12 protein-coding genes and 1 pseudogene are annotated in these 22309 nt (G+C 42.2%); 7 read left to right on the top strand and 6 right to left on the bottom strand.

Translation table 11 applies throughout. The annotated features are described in order from the left end of the window. Positions 1 to 85: 85 nt before the first annotated feature. Positions 86 to 1384, top strand: coding sequence for an O-antigen ligase family protein (locus CDC37_RS06805; RefSeq protein WP_096621077.1), 1299 nt, complete (start codon positions 86 to 88; stop codon positions 1382 to 1384). A gap of 422 nt (positions 1385 to 1806) precedes the next feature. Here the strand turns inward: CDC37_RS06805 and CDC37_RS06800 are convergent, their stop codons facing one another. Beyond that, entirely contained in the window at positions 1807 to 2655 is an 849-nt protein-coding gene (locus CDC37_RS06800; RefSeq protein ID WP_096621076.1) for a Cof-type HAD-IIB family hydrolase, read from the bottom strand. 5 nt (positions 2656 to 2660) lie between these two features. Further along, a complete protein-coding gene (locus CDC37_RS06795) occupies positions 2661 to 2957 on the bottom strand; it encodes a hypothetical protein (protein ID WP_096621075.1) in 297 nt (98 codons plus the stop codon). A 247-nt stretch (positions 2958 to 3204) separates the two neighbouring features. On the opposite strand from CDC37_RS06795, the gene CDC37_RS06790 reads away from it, so the two are divergent. Continuing rightward, positions 3205 to 4377, top strand: coding sequence for a class I SAM-dependent methyltransferase (locus CDC37_RS06790; RefSeq protein ID WP_096621074.1), 1173 nt, complete (start codon positions 3205 to 3207; stop codon positions 4375 to 4377). On the opposite strand, the gene aroH is transcribed toward CDC37_RS06790, so the two are convergent. Together aroH and sppA are read right to left on the bottom strand one after the other, a co-directional pair. Continuing rightward, positions 4366 to 4767, bottom strand: a complete 402-nt coding sequence (gene aroH, locus CDC37_RS06785) for a chorismate mutase (RefSeq protein ID WP_096625978.1) — start codon at positions 4765 to 4767, stop codon at positions 4366 to 4368. The two genes, CDC37_RS06790 and aroH, sit on opposite strands and share 12 nt — an antisense overlap. Before the next feature lie 525 nt (positions 4768 to 5292). Further along, on the bottom strand, positions 5293 to 6114 hold the full coding sequence (sppA, locus tag CDC37_RS06780) for a signal peptide peptidase SppA (RefSeq protein WP_096621073.1): 822 nt from the start codon (positions 6112 to 6114) through the stop codon (positions 5293 to 5295). Positions 6115 to 6718: 604 nt separating this feature from the next. On the opposite strand from sppA, the pseudogene CDC37_RS25730 reads away from it, so the two are divergent. Then, a pseudogene (locus CDC37_RS25730) lies at positions 6719 to 6853 on the top strand (IS982 family transposase); the annotation flags it as partial. A gap of 26 nt (positions 6854 to 6879) precedes the next feature. On the opposite strand, the gene CDC37_RS06775 reads toward CDC37_RS25730, so the two are convergent. After that, a complete protein-coding gene (locus CDC37_RS06775) occupies positions 6880 to 7398 on the bottom strand; it encodes a hypothetical protein (protein WP_197707048.1) in 519 nt (172 codons plus the stop codon). 730 nt (positions 7399 to 8128) lie between these two features. Between CDC37_RS06775 and CDC37_RS06770 the strand changes: the two genes are divergently transcribed. From CDC37_RS06770 to mltA, 3 genes are all read left to right on the top strand, one after another. Beyond that, positions 8129 to 8995 (top strand): thermonuclease family protein, encoded by an 867-nt coding sequence (locus CDC37_RS06770; RefSeq protein ID WP_096621072.1) that lies wholly within the window; start codon positions 8129 to 8131, stop codon positions 8993 to 8995. 425 nt (positions 8996 to 9420) lie between these two features. Continuing rightward, on the top strand, positions 9421 to 16017 hold the full coding sequence (locus tag CDC37_RS24875) for an AAA family ATPase (protein WP_096621071.1): 6597 nt from the start codon (positions 9421 to 9423) through the stop codon (positions 16015 to 16017). 165 nt (positions 16018 to 16182) lie between these two features. Continuing rightward, the gene (mltA, locus tag CDC37_RS06760; RefSeq protein ID WP_096621070.1) at positions 16183 to 17412 is read left to right on the top strand and encodes a murein transglycosylase A; all 1230 of its coding nucleotides are present in this window, start codon (positions 16183 to 16185) and stop codon (positions 17410 to 17412) included. Positions 17413 to 17622: 210 nt separating this feature from the next. On the opposite strand, the gene psbA is transcribed toward mltA, so the two are convergent. Continuing rightward, on the bottom strand, positions 17623 to 18705 hold the full coding sequence (gene psbA / locus CDC37_RS06755; protein ID WP_096621069.1) for a photosystem II q(b) protein: 1083 nt from the start codon (positions 18703 to 18705) through the stop codon (positions 17623 to 17625). 1944 nt (positions 18706 to 20649) lie between these two features. On the opposite strand from psbA, the gene CDC37_RS06750 reads away from it, so the two are divergent. Beyond that, entirely contained in the window at positions 20650 to 22293 is a 1644-nt protein-coding gene (locus CDC37_RS06750) for an iron uptake porin (protein WP_096621068.1), read from the top strand. Positions 22294 to 22309 lie beyond the last annotated feature (16 nt).

Here is a 22309-nt window from a genome sequence, read left to right as displayed (position 1 = left end):
ATCGCATGATTAAACCAACTTCAGCCAAAAAAATCCACAGACCCTATTTACTGTATCCTGATCCTATCTCCCTTATTCTCCCGTTATGACCATCTCCCACCCAGACCTATCCCTCCAATTACCTGCAAATTTGCTGCAATGGGGAATTCTCATCCTCCCCTTTTATCCAACTGTTGGTGCAATCATCCTGGGTTTCGCTGCGCTATTAGCATGGTTACGCAAATATCCCATCCTTATCCATCGTCCCTTAAATTGGGGATTTGCTGTTTTCAGTATTTTCCTGATTATTAGTGCCATATTTGCGTGGCAAAAACAGGATGCTGTTTTCGGTCTTTTCAATCTGATTCCATTTTTCTGGTTGTTTGCAGCGACCAGCATCATTGTCCAAACACCAACCCAATTACGTCGAATTGCACAAATTCTGGTTTATGTATCCCTACCAGTTTGTCTACTCGGCTTTTTACAACTTTTTTTGCAACTGCAAACACCACCGATTTGGGAACAAATTTTTGGCTGGTCAATTATAGCTGGTGGAAATCCTACTGGTCGGATGTCATCTCTATTTATCTATGCAAATATTTTTGCTGGTTATACCGTAACTGTATTTATTTTCGGATTGGGATTATGGATTGAACTGTATCACAAAATCCGTTGTCGCTCGATCCAACCTAATTTAAATTTTATCCTCCTCACCCTGATAGTTATGATTAATTTTGCATCTTTAATTCTCAGCAATTCCCGCAATGCTTGGCTAATTGCAATTCTCACCTGTATCGCCTATGCACTATACCAGGGTTGGCGAATAATAGTAAGCGTCACCCTTGGTATTGGTACAAGTATGCTATTAGCAGCCTATGCACCCCTATCCATTGCCAATTTTTTTCGACGCTTTGTTCCGGAATTTTTTTGGTCAAGATTAAACGATCAGCAATTTCGCGATCGCCCTGTGGTGACTATGCGTAAAACCCAATGGGATTTTGTCTGGGGAATGATGCGCGATCGCCCGTTGACTGGGTGGGGATTACGTAATTTTACACCATTGTATGAAAAGAATACTGGTGTTTGGCTGGGACATCCCCACAATTTATACCTGATGTTGGCTGGTGAGGTGGGAATTCCAGCAACTTTACTGTTTATTACCCTACTCATGGGGATTTTGATTAGTAGTATTCAAGCTCTGCGGATAGGCAAAAATCTGTTTTCGGAAGATGATATGATTATTTTTACCTACATCCTTGGGTTTCTCGGTTTCCTCCTATTTAATACTTTTGATGTCACCCTCTTCGATTTTCGTTTAAATGTGCTTTTTTGGACTATAATGGGGGCATTAACCGGAAATATTTACTACCTCAAATCCCTTGACAAAAAATCCCTTCACAACTGATTTGGAAACCTCCCAGTTTTGAGTCACTCCTCCCTTTGAAAGTATTTTTATTGTGAATAAATATTAAATCTATTGACGTATTTAATTAGTGGATATACACTATCGGATGTGTGTGAGGAGCGAACCAGTGAGAGTACCGAGACGAAACACGGCCAGTCGTCGGTACTCTTTCTGATTTTTATGGTATTGGAATTGTCAGTATGGCGATCGCGCGAATCAACAGAAGAGGTTTTATGGGCGATAAAGTATTACCAGCAACCTAAATAAGTAGGGAGTAGGGACAGACGCGACATGTCGTGTCTGTACAGGGAATAATTTTAGCCCAAAAATTCTACTTTTTATTGACTCCTAAAAATTGCAGATGCAGGTTTTTTCGCTCCGTGCGCCTATTGGTGATGAGAGTAATTAGTGATACACTGCAATTAGTTCAACAGTAAAAACTTTTCAATAGCGATCGCAACTCCATCTTCTTCAACGCTAGGTGCAACCCAATCAGCTCTTTGTTGGACTTCCGGTGGTGCATCCCCCATTGCCACTCCAATACCCGCATATGCAATCATTTCCACATCATTAAAATTATCGCCAATAGCCATGACATTTTCCGGTCGCAGTTGCAAAATTTCCTCAGCTAAATAACGTACTGCTCCCCCCTTATTCACCTGGGGATGAGCAGCTTCAAAAAAGGTGGAAACGGATTTGGTTAAATAAAGTTGACTGGGATGATAGCGATCGCGCAATGATTTGAGGAGGTAATCTGTGATTTTCGGGTCGGGTGTCAAAGCGAGAATTTTCGTCGGTTCGATTTCCATCACTTGACGCAAATCCCCAACTGCTATGGGTTTAATTCCCGAACGTTCGGCGTACATTTCTGTATCTTTGGTAATTTGCCGCACGTAAAGTTCATCATTAATGTAAAAATGCACCGACAACAGAGACAGTAAATCCGGTTGTTCCAGATAGTCCAGGACTTCCTCAACCATTTGTCTTTCCACAGGTAAATGACGATGTCTGTGCTGACTAATTGGGTCTTGTATCCACGCTCCCTGATAGGCAATAATCGGTAACTGGGAAGCAATTTGTTGATGGAAACGAAGGGCTGAACGATACATTCTCCCCGTCGCTACAGCAACTTGAATTCCCTGAGCTTGAACTTGTTTGATTGCAGTTTGGACTGCTTCGCTCACAGTATTGTCATGACCAGCAATGGTTCCATCTATATCGACAACCAACAACTTGATGTCCATCGATGGGGGTAGGGAAGGATTTTGCATGGGGATTAACTATCGGTATGCAGTATTAAGTACCTATAGTGAACATAAATATCAAACAACACACCCACAAAGCTACAGGTCAGACAAATAATACCTATACCCCATATAGGTGTACCACTTCCAAAGGTGGTCAAAAACGCCATAATCCCATCTGCGATCGCCCCACTCAAGTTAGCCAATCCCGGTAGATAACCGATTAAAGTTGCCACACCCAGCACCAGCCCAAAAAATAATAACGGCGCTAGGGCACAGAAAACAACCGTCAACACTAACGAGCGCAGAAAATTCGTAAATACACTCATCCGAAACTCCGTTAGGATTCGATATTAACGCCCTATATTTTGATTATTACTTTCCACAATAAGCGCAATAATCCATTAATATACATTTTGTCAAAAATCTTAAGTTTTTATTAAAGCACATTTGGAGGTTAATTAGAAACTTTTATCAATAAAATTCTAGGAATTTACAATGAAAGCACATCTGGGAGTCAAAGCGGAGTATACTCCTGACGAAGAATGCTAGTCAACCCAGAGTAATCCAAAATTTATGAGTAATGATACCCAATTTACTTTAGCTAACTTAATCAAGCAGCAGATTCGACAAAATCCTCGACAACGGATTACCTTTGCGGAATTTATGGAGATGGCCCTATATCACCCCGAATTGGGTTACTATTCAAGCCGAGCCGGAAATTTGGGGAAAGAGGGAGATTTTTTTACTTCGGTGCATTTAGGGGCAGATTTTGGGGAAATGATTGCCAATCAATTACTGGAGATGTGGGAAATTCTCCAACGACCTGCAAATTTTACACTAGTGGAAATCGGAGCTGGACAGGGTTTATTGGCGTTGGATATTCTGAAGTATTTACAAGCCAAACATGAAGACTGTTTTGCAGCAACAAAGTATACAATCATCGAACAATCACCCAAATTGCAACGGGAGCAGCAACAGCGTTTGCAGGGTTGGTCTGTGACTTGGTGTGATTTAGGGGAAATACCGGAAAATAGTTTGGTGGGGTGTATTTTTTCCAACGAGTTAGTGGATGCTTTACCGGTGCATCAATTTGCGATCGCCTCTGGTGAAGTTCAGGAAATTTTTGTCAGCGTTAGAGAAAATCCTGGGGTGAAGGGGGGTTTTGAGTTCGTAGAGGTGATGGATGATCCTTCCACCCCGGAGTTAGTTAATTATCTACAATCTTTTGGTTTTGATATTAGTAATTTTCCGGATGGATACAGGAGTGAAATTAACCTTGCTGCACGGGATTGGTTAGGGAACGTCAGCAGATGTTTACAACAGGGTTATGTGATCACAATTGATTATGGCTACCCTGGACACCGCTACTATAACCCACGACGAACAACGGGGACATTACAATGCTATTTTCGCCACCAACGTCACAATAACCCCTATATTAACGTGGGATACCAAGATATAACCAGCCACGTCAACTTTACAGCCTTGGAAAAATGGGGTGAACAGTACCAATTGCAAACATTAGGCTTTACCCAACAGGCCTTATTTTTAATGGCATTGGGATTAGGTGATCGCCTAGTCCAATTACCCTACACAAATCTTCCCACAATGGAGGTGCTTCAACGACGGGATTATCTCCAGCAACTCATCGATCCGATGGGTTTAGGTGGATTTGGTGTATTGATTCAAGGTAAAAATGTCCCCAACCAGTTACCCACGGGATTAAAGCAACCTTCAAACCCTTGATTCTAAACTTGTAGAGGGTGCTGGAAAAGATTGGGGTCTACTCCAGTCTGGACGGAGGTTAGCCGCATTACGTAAATAAATGTGATGGATTGGCATATTCACAGGTAAATAGGCATGGATCAAAAACCGAATACATCGTTTTAAACTACCTTGCACATGCATTTGTTGTACATCCAACATGGGAACCGAATCCCACAAAGGTCGTTTGCGAGCGATCGCCGCAGGGAAAATCGCATCTAAATCGTTAGTCACCGAAAACATTACGCTGACGAAATCATGGGGATTTAGTTGATTGCGGTTTTCCAACTCATCTAACAATTCCATCACTGCTTCATGCATGGCATCAACTGTATTTTCTGATACTGTCGTTGCACCACGAATTGCCCGCATCCGCCACTCTGCATCCACAAAAATTCTCCTAATTATAGATTATTTACCACTTTTGATTCTATTTTTACTCTAAAATCAACTGATTTTAATGTTTTGATATTGCTTTTAATGTATTTGGTTTTGTTGATAATTAACTGCGATCGCATTAGAGAATAAAGGATACAGGAGAAATCAGTCATAGGTCTACTTAATATTTTCCTTGGGTTTTGTTGACGGTTAAGGGATAACTGTTTTTGAGTCGGAGAAAAAAGTGTAATAGTTGGGTTGGAACTATTCCCTCCCACTAAAACCCAGATTTCTCACAGGTGAACGGTAAACCTGAAATAACGGCTGAATTTTCTTTCTACTCCCTAATCCCTTCACGGACTATTCCCTCAAAGTTGGGGGGATTTGTGAGAAATCCGGGTAAAAGACTTTTTCCGCCAATCCTAGTAGAGACGTAGCAATTCTACGTCCCTACAACACAACGTCAAATTTTCAATTCATATTTGTATTCGGCAACGCCTCCAATGGATAATACAAAAACTAGGGACGATATAGCCATAGCGGTAAACCACTGGTGGAGACTTCAAATTCTAGCCAATCAATTCCGCTCGCTATGATATTTTTATTGGTATTGTTCCCCGGTAAAATCCGACTAATGAGGGATTTTGGTTCTTCAAAGGTAAAACACTTGGTTTTTTCCGGGTCTAATTCTACCAATTCACAAGCCCAGCGTCGTGCATCTTCTTCCGTACCCAAACGATCGACAACACCCAATTCTAAAGCCTGTTGTCCAGTGAAAATCCGACCATCGGCAAAACTTTTCACGGTTTCCACTGGAAGGGAACGACCTTCAGCAACGGTTTGGACAAATTGCTGATAACTAGTATCTATTAATTCTTGCAAAATAGTTTGTTCTGGGGGGGTCAATTCCCGGTCAAAAGCCAAAATATCTTTGTAGGGACCTGACTTAATTACCTTGAAAGACACTCCGATTTTTTCTAACAATCGTTCCAAATTATTGCCGCGCAAAATCACACCAATGCTTCCGGTAATCGTTCCCGGATTGGCTACGATATACTGCGCACCCATACCAATATAGACACCACCAGATGCAGAAATATTCCCAAAACTAGCAATTATTTTCACCTTGTCCCGCAATCGCTTGAGAGCTGCATAAATTTCCTGGGAATCTCCCACCGTTCCCCCAGGACTATCAATGCGTAACAACAAAGCAGGGAATTTCCTCTCTTCAACCGTTTTCAGCGCTTCCAATACCCGCTTTCGCGTAGCACTTGCGATCGCACCCGTAATTTCGATTCGAGCAATCTGTTTGCGGAATTTCGACTGAAAAGGCCAAACCATGAGCAATAAAATAACCTTAATGAATTTTTTGATCTCAATATCAATACTAAACTATGAAGGGTGAGGGAGCGAGAGAGCAGTAAATCCAAAATCTCAAATCCACCTGGGAAAGTTTTCTGGATTGGTTTCCCCCGGTTATAGTAGGTGATGTGGTGGAGTCGGTTTTTCGCCAAAGTTTGTCAGAAGAATAAATCTTCCCTCAACTTTCCGCAAAATCCACAAGACCCACGTAGTGCGGATCAACCGAAGAGTAATCCGAAATCCAAAATCCACAATCACATTACTCCCAAAGAATAAATCTTCCCTCAACTTTCCGCAAAATCAACAGATCCACCTAGTGCGGATCAACCGAAGAGGAATCCAAAATCTAAACTCACATTACAAGAAGCTCGGTTGAAAGCCCTTGTCTTTTAAGCAGGGTATGAAAACGCACTGCGGGATTAATGCCGCCAGTATCTTACAGAGTTTGTAAAATACACTTAGATAATAACCCAGGTTGCGGGTTACTTGAGAACGCGATCGCTTCCATCAGTAAAATCCCCTCCAGGAACAAAAACGGAGGGGATTATGCTAAATGAAATAATTACTGTCTATTCGTCACTATCACTATATTGAAACCGTATTTAGCCCTATTGCTAGTATGTATCCAAAATCAATTCATGCTGTGACTTACGAAGGATTTTTACTTAAGTTACAAGCATTTATTTTTGTGTTTACTGTAAAACAAGCATTTATGTAGCTAGTATCGTTTGGCACTTGCAATGATTAGTATCTATTTCGGTTACTTACTGTGTAACCGAAGTCTTTTTTCGTGCGATCGCATAGCTCTCCGGGTGCTTCGCACCCGGAGTCGCGTAACCCGCAACTTGGGTTATTAGGAGGCTCCGCCTCGTGGTAATCTGGAGGCAGAGCCTCGAGGTCGGGATTCCCCCGCAGAGCAGGGGAACTAGAGGCTAGGAAGGATTGGCAATCTTCCAACAACAACAACAGGATCAAGGCTGTGGATTTTCCAGAACCGGGACGACCAGTTAATAAAGTTAATAAAACGTGTTCTGGTGCATATTTCCGCAATCCTTCCAGTACGTTTAATATTTCCCATTTTTCCCCTGCTGTGGATAACAGTTCTCTGTCGGATTGAATTTTTAAGGTCTGTAATTCTATCAATAGGACTTTTGCTGCTGGTTTGTCGCGATTTTTACTCACCACATCGATGATGGTGTAGCTATCCCACCATTGAGCGTATTTATGGCAAATTGATTGCAGATAGGGTTCCCAGTCAATCACCGCAATTATCCAGGCACGAAAATACTTAGAAACTAATATAGCGTAGCGGTTTGTATTTGGTGGATTTACTTAATCAAAACACAGGTTCGCTAAATTTCTACATATTTACATACTCGACATCACATACCGCAGTCCTATAATCTGTTGTGAAATCTTACATGTAGGATTGTTAATCGTTGACAATTGACAGTTGACGGTTAACATTCACCAGTCATCAGTCAACGGCACGCTATTTTAATCGGATTGCTATAATTTAGCCTGAAGAAAGATGAAATATTCGGAACTGGAGATATACACCCTGATAATTTTATTCTCCATCCTTCCGCTAGAATAACACTTTTAGAGTAATTTTACTCAAAAAAATCTTGGAAATAAAAATATTCTGTCTCATTCACGCGCAAAAAACCTACTAGTACAAGTCGCCGGAAATACGCCTATCATTTTCCTAGCTCCCATGCTCCGCGTGGTCACCAGATAAAAAATCTTGGAAATAAAAATATTCTGTCTCATTCGCCCGCAAAAAACCTACTACTATTGGTCTGTCCCATTAATTTTGATGAGTAAAAAAAGGCACGTATTAGCGCTAGTCTACGACAACCCTGCGGGTATAGCGCCTTTATCATAAAGCTTTTTCGAGGCTAAAGCCACTACAATTCAAGGTTCAAAGCTCTAATGGAACCGTATTGTGTTATAAGTTCCTTGTCTCATTAAAGTTTTCAAGGATACTAACATGTCAATGATTTTAATCAAGGGTACATACCGTATCCTCAATACTGCACCGGATGGGGATTCCATTCGTTTTTATCCCCACAATCCCGAATTGTGGAAAAAGTTACCAAGACGAGTCCGTAGTAACTTTGCAGGTGGTGCTCAGTTACGCTTAGATAGTATCGATGCACTGGAAACCCATTATCAACCACAAGGTAATATTACCGGAATGGTTCATCAACCCCTAGAATATGCCCATGCAGCAACAGATGAACTGTTGAAATTTCTCGGTTTTCAAGAGTTTACCCGTAATAACAAGGAAGTCATTACCGCAGTGACACCAGAACAGGTTCCGGGTTATATTTTGACTCGTTCTGCGGATGTATACGGTCGATGTGTCGCTTTTGTGTTTGCAGGTGACATTGACCGCGAAGATGGTGACAGCATCTTTTTTGATGGGGAATTATTACAAAAAAGTGCTAACTACCATCTAATTCAAACAGGGTTGACCTACCCAACTTTTTACTCTAAGCTTTACCCAGACATTCGCAAAGAGTTAATTATTGCTACCCAAACAGCACGTCAAGCAGGGAAGGGGTTATGGTCATTGGATCAAACGACGGTTGGTTTTGAATTGGAAAATTTGCAAACCCTTACGGAGCAAGTTGTTATTTTACCGAAATTATTTCGTCGTTTGTTAAGTTATTTAGCAATTAATGACGGTAGTTACTCCCTAGATGGATTTATGGATTTTTTAGAATCGCAAAATGACCGATTAATTATTCTTCCGGAAGGACATGTAACGGGATTTGATTTTGTCGTCACCGTCGAATCTCAAAGGGTGAAAATGAATTATTCACCGGAGGATTTAGTATTTATGGAAAAATGATGCGATTTTGGATTTTAGATTTAATCTGCTCGCTTGTAAATCGGGTGAGTCGGGAGTACAGACGACCCGATGGGTCGTCTGTACAGGGAGTGGGAATGAGTTATTTGTAAATCGGGTGAGTCCGGGTCGTCTGTACAGGGAGTGGGAATGGGTTATGTGTAAATCGGGTGAGTCGGGAGCGGGGAAAATCACTTTCATCTCAATAGAGAAGTTGCGCTACATGCATCTACGGTTCTGGTGTACGTAATTTATGTTGACTACTCCCTATTCCCATACAGACGCGACATGTCGCGTCTCTTCCTACTCCCTATTCACAAGCAAGGGATTATTAAGAAATTTCGGTATATTTTCCCTACCGGAATACTTAGGTAATTGGTCATCTTAAGAATTGTCTTGACAAATTATCGATACCATATTCAATTCCTATGATACCTCCAGCTAGTTCCTCCTCGGCTTCCCTACCCCACATTGCTGGTTATACCCTGTTTGAGGAAATTTATTCTGGTTCCCGTACCTGTGTGTATCGAGGGTGGGATAATCAGACCCAGGGTCGGGTGGTAATTAAGCTGTTGCGACGGGGATATCCTAGTTTTGAGGAATTGGTACAGTTTCGGAATCAGTATGCGATTACGAGAAATTTGCCGATTCCTGGAATTATCAAACCGGTGAGTTTGCTATCTGTGGGGAATGGTTATGCTTTGGTAATGGAGGATTGGGTAGAGGAATTGGGTGATGGGATATACCCGGTGGCTTTAAATCGATATCTGCGGGAAAATGGTTCTTTGCCGGTGGGGGAAGTATTAGAGATTGGGATGCAGTTGACGGATATTCTCCACGGTTTAGGTCAGTGTCGGGTGATTCACAAGGATATTAAGCCGGGGAATATTTTGATACATCCGGTGACGAAGCAGGTGAGGTTGATCGATTTTAGTATTGCTTCGTTGTTACCGAAGGATTGTCAGGAAATTCAGAGTCCCAATGTGTTGGAGGGGACTTTGGCTTATTTGGCTCCGGAACAAACTGGGAGGATGAACAGAGGTATCGATTATCGCACTGATTTTTACAGTTTAGGTGTAACTCTGTATGAGTTGTTGACGGGGAGATTACCGTTTGTTTGTGATGACCCTTTGGAATTGGTGCATTGTCACATTGCGAAAATCCCTCCTGCTATGAGTAATGGGGAAATTCCTGGGGTTGTGGATGGGATTATCCACAAGTTAATGGCGAAAAATGCGGAGGATCGATATCAAAGTGCTTTGGGATTAAAGTATGATTTGGAGAAGTGTTTAAATGAGTTAAGGGAGACGGGGACGATTAAATCTTTCCCTATTGGACAACGGGATATTTGTGACAGGTTTATTATTCCGGAAAAGTTGTATGGTCGAGAACGGGAAGTTGGGGAATTACTGACAGTATTTGCAAGGGTGTCCCAGGGAAGTTGTGAGTTGATGTTGGTTGCTGGTTTTTCTGGGATTGGTAAAACTGCGGTGGTAAATGAGGTGCATAAACCCATTGTTAAACAACGGGGTTATTTTATCAAGGGTAAGTTTGACCAGTTTAACCGGGATATACCTTTTTCGGCTTTTGTACAAGCGCTGCGGGATTTGATGACACAATTATTATCGGAGTCGGATGCGCAGCTGGCAAGATGGCGTAAGGAAATATTAGCAGCAGTAGGGGAAAATGGACAGGTTTTAATTGAGGTGATTCCGGAGTTGGAAGCAATTATCGGTTCCCAACCCCCCGTTGCAGAATTATCGGGGAGTGCGTTACAAAATCGGTTTCAGGTGGTATTTCAACGGTTTATTAGTGTATTTACTACCCCAGACCATCCTTTGGTGATATTTCTCGATGATTTGCAATGGGTTGATGCCGCTTCCCTAGAATTGCTAAAGTTGTTGATGGATAGTCATGGTTATTTATTAATTTTGGCAGCCTATCGGGATAATGAGGTATCTCCCATCCATCCTTTTATTTTGACAGTAGGAGAACTGAAAAAATCTCAAGTGATGGTTAATGGTATTACTTTGACACCTTTAAAGTTTGCGGATGTGAATGATTTGGTGGCAGATACTTTACATTGTCCAGGGGAATTAGCCCAACCGTTAACAGAATTAATCTTTCGCAAAACCCAAGGAAATCCCTTTTTTACCACTCAGTTTTTGAAAGCACTACAGGAAGATGGATATATTCGCTTTAATATCCAACGGGGTTATTGGGAATGTGATATTACCCAGGTAAATGCACTGTCACTCACCAATGATGTGGTGGAATTTATGACATGGCAGTTGCAAAAGTTACCGCCACAAACCCAACGTGTACTGAAGTTCGCCGCTTGTGTTGGGAATCAGTTTGATTTAGAAACTTTAGGGGTTATTTGTGAAGAGACAGCAACAGAAGTTGCAACAGCACTGTGGAAAGCGCTACAGGAAGGGTTGATTTTACCCACAACTCAAGTTTATAAGTTTTTTCAGGATATCGATTCCGTTGCCGCAGAAATTCCCAACCCCCAATATCGATTTTTGCACGATCGCGTTCAACAAGCTGCCTATTGTTTAATTCCGGAGGGGGAAAAACAAACCACCCATCTGCAAATTGGTCAGTTACTGCAAAGAAATCTTTCCGATAGTGTAAGGGAAGAAAAATTATTTGAGATAGTCGGTCATTGGAATTTAGCTGCGGATTTGATTACCGATCTTCAGGAAAGGGAAAACTTGGTGCGATTAAATCTTGCTGCTGGGAAAAAAGCCAGAAATTCCGCAGCTTACGCAAGTGCAAGAAACTTCTTCCAAACCGGGATTAAATTACTATCTGGTGATTGTTGGGATAATCAGTATGAATTAACACTGGATTTATATATATCGGCTGCGGAATCTGCCTATTTGAATGCAGATATCGCAGAAATGGAATTAATGGCTAATCAGGTGTTAAATTCAGCTCGTACCCCTCTGGATCGGGTGAAAATATATGAAATCCAAATTAACGTCCTGACAGCACAGGGTCGGATGTTAGAGGCGATCGCAACGGGTAGGGATATTTTAGCCCAGTTGGGGGTGGAGTTTGCTACCACATCGGATCAAAGTTTGCTAAATCAGATTTTACAAACCCTCTCGCAGCAGTTACATGGTAAACAAGTGGAGGAACTGGCAAATTTACCATTGATGGAGGAACCCCGAGTCATTGCAGCTATCGACATTTTAAGTAAATTGTTTCCACCCACAATTCAGGGAGCGCCCCATTTACTTCCCCTGTTAGCATTAACGATGGTAAACCTATCGGTGCAATTTGGCAATACATACCTTTCTGTGGTTGGGTACGTGCTTTATGGTTTGGTATTATCTGCCTTTAACAGGGAGGTGGAAACGGGTTATCGATTTGGTAAATTGGCATTGACCCTGTTGGAGCGATTTCATCAAAAGACAGCTAGTGCAGCAGTTTTATCAATTTTTGGGTTCTTTATCCAACATCATAAGGAACACCTACGAACGACCATATCCATCTTTCAACAAGGCTATCAAGCAGGGATGGAAACGGGGGATTTCGTTTATGTCAGTTATAATATTCTGAGTTACTTTGATTGCAAACTATTTGCCGGTGTAGAATTAGATAGTTGGTATGGGGAAATTGCTGCTTATCAGCAAGTTTTAAGGGAGGTCAAACAAGATTTAGCCCTAGCTCATTTAGGTATGAGGGTACAGACCGCTAATAACTTGCTGCACCTGGTTAAACAACCCGATTGTCTACGGGGTGAAGCCTATGATGAAACCGTGATGATTCCTAAATCTCGGCAGAATCAAGAACTAACCGCGATCGCTTTTGTTTACACTTTTAAATTATACCTTGCCTATCTCTGGGGTAATTATTCTGCCGCCGTTGAATATATTACTCAAGTTCAGCAGTACATACAAGCCATATCCGGGATGGTCTTTGTTCCTGTCTTCCATTGCTATGCAGCTTTGACGTACTTGGGAATGATTTTGGAACATCCCCCAACAGACTTTGAAGAAATACTGGGGAAAGTGGAAAGCCATGCAGAAGCGCTTGCAGAATGGGCAAAACATGCTCCCATGAACCACCAACATAAACTCGACCTGGTTACAGCACAAAAAAGCTGGATATTAGGGGAAAAAGCAGCAGCTATTGAATTATACGACAAAGCGATCGCAGGTGCAAAGGCGAATGCATATCTGCACGAGGAAGCTTTAGCCAATGAACTTGCAGCCAAATTCTACCTGGATTGGGGTAAGGAAAAAATTGCTGCTGATTATATGCAACAAGCCTACTATTGCTATGCACGGTGGGGTGCAAAGGCAAAAATTTACCATTTGGAACACAATTATCCCCAGTTACTGATACCGATTTTACAATCCCAAGCTGTATCCATATCAGCGACGGAAACCGTTTTAAGTACAAATACCCTCAGTCAAGTCAGTGGAAGATTAACAGGAGAAGATACCCTATACCCTTCCACTTCCGCTAGTAGCAGTATTTCCGCAACCCTAGATTTAACCACAGTCCTTAAGGTATCCCAAATTCTTTCCCAGGAAATTGAACTGGATCGGTTACTTGCAACCCTATTACAAACGGTTTTTAAAAACGCAGGAGCGGATCGGGGAGTTTTACTCATGTTCCAGGACGGACAATGGTTTGTGGAAGCAACTGCAACCCTAGACACTTCACCAGAGATTGCATCCATACCCCTGGATAACTATCCCCATATTCCCCATTCCCTCATTCACAGGGTCAAACGCACCTCCCAACCCGTCGTCATTGATAACGTCCAACTAGATGTAAATTTACAACAGCAAATCCCCCACCCACCCAAAAGTGTATTATGTACTCCCCTTTGCCAACAAGGAGAACTAGTAGGCATATTATACCTGGAAAACCATGCAGCCATCGGCGCATTTACCAGCGATCGCGTCCAGTTAATTAATTTTCTCTGCACCCAAGCAGCGATTTCCCTGAAAAATGCTCGCCTTTACCAAACTTTACAACAAAAAGAATTATTCCTGCGTAGTATCTACGAAGGTGTAAACGAGGGTATCTGCGTCATTGATGTCACCGAATCGGGAGATTTTTTGTATGCAGGATGGAATCCAAGTCTAGATCGATTGGTTGGTATTTCCAGTTGTGATGTTGCTGGTAAAACACCGGAAGAAGTGTTTGGAGTGGTTCAAGGTGGAATACTACGACAAAATTACCAATCCTGCTTAAACTGCGCTACAACTATTTCTTATGAGGAATTTATCCCCATCCAAGGTCAAGATTTCTGGTGGTTTACAACCCTCAATCCCCTCCAAGATGACACTGGACGCATTCATCGTATTATTCTGACAACCATTGAAATTAGCGATCGCAAACAAGCAGAAATCGCTCTGCAAGCGAGTCAAAGTCAATTACAAAACTTAGCCAATAATATCCCCGGAGTTATCTCCAGATATCAAACAGATACCCAGGGAAAAACCATCTGTTTATATATTAGCGATCGCTCCACAGATATTTTCGGTTTCCCACCCGCTCAAATTCAAGCAAGTGAAGATTGTATATTCAGACATATCGATCCAGCAGATCAAGAATCCTTCCAAATAGCTGTGACTCAATCCATCCAAACCCTCCAACCCCTCATCTGGTCTGGACGCTACAACCTCCCCACCGGAGAACAAAAATGGATCGAATCCAATTTTATCCCCACCCCCCAAGCAGATGGTTCCGTCATCTGGGATGGTTTTACCCTTGATATTACCCAACGCAAAATTGCAGAACGGGAACAGCAAAAACTCCTCACCATCATCAATGCTACATCTGACATTGTGGGAATTGCTGATGCCCAAGGGAATAACCTCTATATTAACCCAGCAGGGCAAACCCTATTCGGACTTACAGACCCACAGGCAGAATTTAATATTGCCACAGTTCATCCCCCCCATATTCACGAAAAAATGTTTCACCAAGCCATACCAACAGCTATCCAACAGGGTATCTGGATGGGAGAATCTATGATTGTGAATTCCCAAGGGGAAGAAATACCCATCTCCCAGTCCATTATGGTACACAAAGATCCATCTGGCAATGTTGAGTACTTCTCCACCATTATCCGGGATATTCGTGACATTAAAATAGCAGAAAAATTAATTCAAGAAAAAAATCAAGTTCTAGAGCAAACCCTAATCCAACTGCAAAAAAGTCAAGCCCAGGTGGTACAATCAGAAAAGATGTCCGCACTAGGTAATCTCGTCGCTGGAGTTGCCCACGAAATCAATAACCCCATCGGCTTTATCAACGGCAGTATCAACAACGGCAAAGACTACGTGCAGGACTTACTTTCTCACCTCGACCTTTACCAACAATACTATCCCCAACCCGTTACAGCCATTAGCGACCACGCAGAAGACATCGACTTGGAATTCCTACGGGAAGACTTACCAAAACTACTCGATGGGATGAAAGCAGCAAGCGATCGCATTAAATCCATCAGCACCAGTTTACGCACCTTCTCCCGTGCTGACACCGAAAACAAAATAGCTGCTAACATCCACGAAGGTATGGATAGTACCCTCCTAATTTTAAAATACCGCCTCAAAGGCAACGAAAATCGACCAGCCATTGAAGTCATCCAAAACTACGGTAATATCCCAGCCATTCTCTGCTTCCCCGGACAACTTAACCAAGTATTCATGAACATTCTCGCCAACGCCATCGATGTCTTCGACGAAGCAGCACAGGAATCAACCTTTACCGAACTCAAAGCCAAACCTCAACAAATTACCATTCAAACCACCCTCATAAATCCCAATCAAATCCAAATCCGTATCCGTGACAACGGTAAAGGAATGTCCCCAGAAACCCAAGCACGCATCTTCGACCACCTATTTACCACCAAAGCCGTCGGTAAAGGAACCGGACTAGGACTAGCCATTGCTCGGCAAATCATCGTTGATAAACACAATGGTACCATCGAAGTGCGATCGCAATTAGGGAAAGGAACTGAATTTTGTATTTGTCTACCCGTGAATGGATAATTTGTTAACAAACACAGAATGTTTTTTGCAAAACATCCAACGTCATATCATCTAGAGACGTAATATATAACGCAATATTATGTAGAGACGTAATATATTACGTCTCTACGATTGTTCTAAATGAATATTCTGCTACCATCAAGTAGCTAGAATCATCTCACCATCATGCAATTTAGACATAGGTTGATACACAAGTTCTTACCATTACTTCTTTTCCCTATTTGCTGCGGTTTGTCATTACTTGCTTGTCAATCGCAACCAGAAATTGCAACTAGACGGGAAAATCAACCATTATCAACTCCCCAATCAACTCCGACTCCCCCACCCCTTTTTCAAACCTCCCCACCACAAGACCCAAACTATTTCATGGATGATCAAATTTGGGGGAAACCTGGAGACAAACAAAATTTGATTGCAGCAATCGACCATAGTTTAAGCTACTTACAGAGACCAACCGCAAAGAAAGCTTACGAAAATTATATTATCCCCGAAATTACCCATGCTAGAGTGGAAAAAAGCCTGAAAAGATTTCGAGAATTGCTCATCAAATCTCAAAATCCCCAGGAATTACAAACTGCTGTCAATCAAGAATTTGTATTTTATAAATCTATTGGCTCTGATAAAAAAGGTTCCGTTTTATTCACAGGTTACTATAAACCAATCTATCTCGCTAGTCGTCAACCAACAAACGAATATCCCTACCCCGTCTATCGCTTACCGGATGATTTTCAAACCTGGAGTAAACCCCATCCAACCCGTGTGGAATTAGAAGGAATAGATGGTCTCCAAGCTGCTCAAGGTAAACTCAAAGGTTTAGAATTATTTTGGTTAAAATCGCGGATAGATGCTTTTATTGCCCAAGTTCAAGGCTCTGCCGTCCTGAAATTTCCCGATGGCACAACCACAACAATTAATTATGCTGGAAATACCGACCATGATTATGTCAGTTTAGGTAAGGAATTAATTAAAGACGGTAAATTACCCTCAGAGGGAATCACCCTTGAAAAAGTTATTAACTACCTCGAAAAAAACCCCGAAAGCCAAAATATTTACTTACCCAGAAACCCCCGTTTTATCTTTTTTAAAGATACGAAAAATGCTCCTGCAAGTGGTAGCATCAGTGTCCCCGTCACCCCCGAAAGGTCAATCGCCACAGATAAATCCCTAATGCCTCCCGGTGCATTAGCCATTATTCGCGCTCCCTTGCCATTTGTCAATCAAGGTAAAATCGAACAGCGTCTTGTCAGTCGCTACGTCCTTGACCAAGATACAGGGGGTGCAATTAAAACCCCAGGTCGAGTGGATTACTACATAGGTGTTGGCAAAGAAGCAGGCGATCGCGCAGGTGCTATCGTTAATCAAGGTGAGTTATACTATCTGCTGTTGAAAGATTAGAGGTTGCTGATGGAAATGAATTCTATATTTCCCCAAAATCGATTTAAAAACCACATTTAATATCAATTTGCCAAAAAAATACAACAGAATTTTGTTTGTAGTAGAGACGTAATATATTACGTCTCTACAAACAAAAAATACCCCCGGTATCCCGGAGGGCATTTTCGCTATTTACCTAACTTGTAGCTAAATCCAAACCAAAACCTGGAATTAACCGTTGATTGCAGGTGCGCTCAATGCAACAGGTGCAGCTTCACCAGCAGCCAAGTCGAGGGGGAAGTTGTGAGCATTACGCTCGTGCATTACTTCCATACCCAAGTTGGCACGGTTGATGATGTCTGCCCAAGTGTTGATTACACGACCTTGGCTGTCAATCACAGACTGGTTGAAGTTGAACCCGTTCAAGTTGAACGCCATGGTGCTGATTCCCAATGCGGTGAACCAAATTCCTACTACTGGCCATGCTGCTAAGAAGAAGTGCAATGCACGGCTGTTGTTGAAGGATGCGTATTGGAAAATCAAACGACCGAAGTATCCGTGTGCTGCCACGATGTTGTAGGTTTCTTCCTCTTGACCGAATTTGTAGCCGTAGTTTTGGCTTTCGTTTTCGGTTGTCTCACGTACTAGAGAGGAAGTTACCAAGCTTCCGTGCATTGCACAGAATAAGCTTCCACCGAATACTGCTGCTACTCCCAATTGGTGGAAGGGGTGCATCAGAATGTTGTGTTCTGCTTGGAATACCAACATGAAGTTGAAGGTTCCGGAGATTCCCAAGGGCATTCCGTCGGAGAAGGAACCTTGTCCAATGGGGTAAATCAAGAATACTGCGGTTGCTGATGCTAATGGTGCAGAGTAAGCAACACAAATCCAAGGACGCATTCCTAAGCGGTAGGATAATTCCCACTGACGACCTAGGTAGCAGAAGCATCCAATTAGGAAGTGGAAGATTACTAATTGGTATGGACCGCCGTTGTATAACCACTCATCTAAGGATGCTGCTTCCCAGATGGGGTAGAAGTGGAGTCCGATGGCGTTGGAGGAGGGTACTACTGCTCCGGAGATGATGTTGTTTCCGTAGATTAAGGAACCTGCTACTGGTTCGCGGATTCCGTCGATGTCTACTGGGGGTGCTGCGATGAAGGCGATGATGAAGCAGGTGGTTGCTGCTAACAGGGTGGGAATCATCAATACGCCGAACCAGCCGATGTATAACCGGTTGTCGGTGCTGGTGATCCACTCGCAGAACCGCTCCCATACGTTTGCGCTTTCGCGACGTTGTAAGGTTGTGGTCATGATTTTATGAGTGCAGTTAATGAATGATTGAATGAAATAATGCAGGGTTTTGTTTTCCCTTATTTACAAATATACATGATTACTTTCAGAAAATGAGCATTTACTCTCATATTTTTTAAATATTATTAATATAATAAAAAATTATATAAGAGTGGGAGTAGGGAGTAGTGTTGATCGGCGCATCGTAACCAGTCCTGCGATCGCACTTGAGGGAGTAGGGAGTAGTGTTGATAGGATTTCTGATTTTTGGATTTTAGATTTTGGATGAGGTTTATAAGCGGTTAGATCGATTCCCTTGTACTTTAGAACTAAATGAAACTACCATAATTAATGGTTGCAGTTCTTAAATATGTAGCGACCATTGGCGTAGACGATATTACAGTGCATAAGGCGAATCATATTGCCGTTTATTAATTCGGTGTACCTACACTCAACCTAGAATTTCGGAGTTTTCAGTTCTAACAGGACTATATTTTATATATTTTATAGGACGTTTCTCTACGATCGACCGTGCTACGCAGGTCTACAAAGCTTGAAGTCAAAGGTTTGAATAAAAAAGGGGTTTAAATGCGATCGCAACACAGGAGTAGAGAGGGGAACTTACTGGCGCTGACGAGTTTGAATGAAAAAGGGGTTTAAATGCAATCGCAATTTTCGTGGCATCAGCTTTATTTCAATGCTGATATTTTGGCTGATTTGGGTGCGAACCAGGGGGTGTAAAAATCGGATGAAGGATTTCTTCGCTGGAAATGCTTGCTGGATGAGGTGCGAGGGATAATACCCTCCATCGACCCAACCAGCGGCTTTACCATTTATTTTTAATCTATTCTTTCGTTACTATTCCAAATAATCCCTATTAGGGATTGAAACGATAAATTCTGACTCGATATCCACACCTTCAACCTTCTACTATTCCAAATAATCCCTATTAGGGATTGAAATACGTAGATTAACAAGACAGTGAAAAAGTCTCGGTCACGAGTTACTATTTCAAAAAATATTCGCTTATTACCTATCGCATACAGAATTACTTCCTGGTTCAAAAGGCGATCGCAAGACCCAAAATTTAAATTTAATGATGGCGATCGCCCTTGCGTTTGAACACAGTCGCGACAATTATCTACTTTAAGCAGTGTGAGTATACATTGCAGCTATTTATAAATTACGTATATAACTAAAATTTTGGTTGGAAATTCACGCCTGAAGTCCTTACTAGATAAGCAAAAAAACTCTCCTCCTTCACTACCAGTACGTTAATTACTTTTTACTTTAATTTCCTACTTTTCTCATTGCGTAAGTCAGTAATTACCGAGGTAGTTGAAAAAAATGTCATTTCGTTTTTCCAACAAAACAGTCTAACGTGATTATTTATACTTTTCAGTCTTTGCACAAAAATCAAATACCTGTTATTTGAAAAGCTTACTAGTAAAGCATCACAGCTATTGCAGGTTGACAAAATTGGGGGTTTTATGTTTGATAATAATAACCATTATCATGAAAAGGGAAATAAGAATGGGCAAAACCCTATGGGAAGAAATATAACTTATCCCCAAATTGACAACAATAAAACTGAAACTTTTCGTAACAATTATTGTAAATGTATCACCGTTACTTGAAAACACCTGCCAATTAATCCCAAGATAACTTTCGGTTAACGCAGGACTTGACTACAGACTAGCTTGTAAATGAGGAGTGGAAGGGGGGAAACATTCACGAGGTAGGAGCGGCTGATTCTGCTTCCACGTGGAGCATAGGAGGGAGGGAACAGGAGTATATCCATCAAAATCGTCCTGTCTCCATTTCAATCCAAAACCCATAGTAGACAGGGTTTCCAACGCTGCTCCAAATAGTAGAGACGACCCGATGGGAAAATTAATAGTAGAGACGACCTGACGGGTCGTCTCTACGGTAATCCAAAATCCAAAATCCTGTGAGGAGGGAACAATGTTGAACTGGAACAAATATTTACTTATTAGTCCAATTATGGCTCTGGGTAGCTTTGTGGGGACAGCATCGGCAGAGCAAACTATTGCCCAGGAACCACTTCACCAACAAGCTAGTCCGACCTATCAACTGGACGCAAGCAAAACTCAAGAAAATACAGAAAACCCGTCGGGTAGTTTTTCCCTAGCCCAGGTGACATCCGTATCCCAGTTATCAGACGTTCAACCCACCGATTGGGCATTCCAGGCATTGCAATCTCTAGTGGAAAGATATGGTTGTATTGCTGGATATCCCAATGGAACCTATCGGGGGAATCGAGCCATGACCCGGTATGAGTTTGCCGCCGGGTTGAATGCTTGTTTAGAAAGGGTGAATGAGTTAATTCGGGTGGCGAGTCAAGATTTGGTGACAAAGGAAGATTTAGCAACTTTGCAGCGTTTACAGAAGGAATTTAGCGCTGAATTAGCGACACTGCGAGGACGTGTAGACCGGCTGGAAGCGAAAACAGCCGAATTGGAAGCGAATCAGTTTTCCACCACAACAAAACTCCAGGGGGAAGTGGTGATGGTAGTTTCTGGAGTTGCTGGGGGTGAAACGGTGAATGATGTAAATATCAAAGATAATAACGTCACCTTGGGAGCCAGAGCGCGGGTAGAATTAGTCACTAGTTTTACTGGAAAGGATACCCTATTTACCCGGATTCAGGGAAATAGTATTTTGGGACCAGAAATTGGCACACCGGAAGGAAGTTTATTTTTTGCTGGGGAAACAGGTAACTTGAATGCCGAATTAGATGCGCTGTGGTACAAATTTCCCCTTGGTCGGAGTACGGAAGTGATTGCGATCGCCAGTGGAGGTGCGGCAGATGATGTCGCCGAAACGATTAATTTGTTTGATGGGGATGGGGGTTCAGGAGCGATTTCCACCTTTGGGACACGCAATCCGATTTATTACAAGATGGATGGAGCGGGTTTGGGGATTACCCAGAATTTTGGGGATAGATTGGCTTTGCATTTAGCATATTTAGCTGGTGATGCCAATAATCCCAATCGCAAAAATGGTTTGTTTGATGGCAGTTACGGAGCCTTAGCCCAATTAACATTTAAACCCAGTGATGCGATCGCGGTGGGTTTGACCTACATTAATGCCTATAATCAGGAGTTGGGGACGGGTAGTAGTTTAGCGAATCCGAAATCCTTTTTGAATGATAGCTTGGGGGTAGATACGCCTTTTAGTAGTAATTCCTACGGGATACAGGCATCCATTGGGTTAAGTGAAAGGTTTGTTATTGGTGGTTGGGCTGGTTATACAAATGCTCGCAACCTATCTACGGCTGGTGGTAGTATCGATCGAGGTAGTGTGGATATTTGGAATTGGGCTGTCACCTTGGGTTTCCCTGACCTGGGTAAAAAAGGTAATTTGGCAGGGATTATTGTGGGGATGGAGCCAAAGGTGACTAATTCCAGCATTAATGAAATAGCTAAGGATAGGGATACTTCTTACCATATTGAGGCTTTTTACCAGTATCAGGTCAACGATAATATTGCAATTACTCCGGGAATTATTTGGTTAACAGCACCCGACCATAACAGCAATAACAAGGATGCGGTGATTGGTGCATTACGGACTACCTTTAGTTTTTGATTGCTTCCCTTGATGC

Source organism: Calothrix sp. NIES-3974 (genome assembly GCF_002368395.1).
Classification (GTDB): Bacteria; Cyanobacteriota; Cyanobacteriia; order Cyanobacteriales; family Nostocaceae; genus NIES-3974.
The sequence above is the reverse complement of the archived record's forward strand: the minus strand, read 5'-3'. Positions and strand labels throughout refer to the sequence as shown.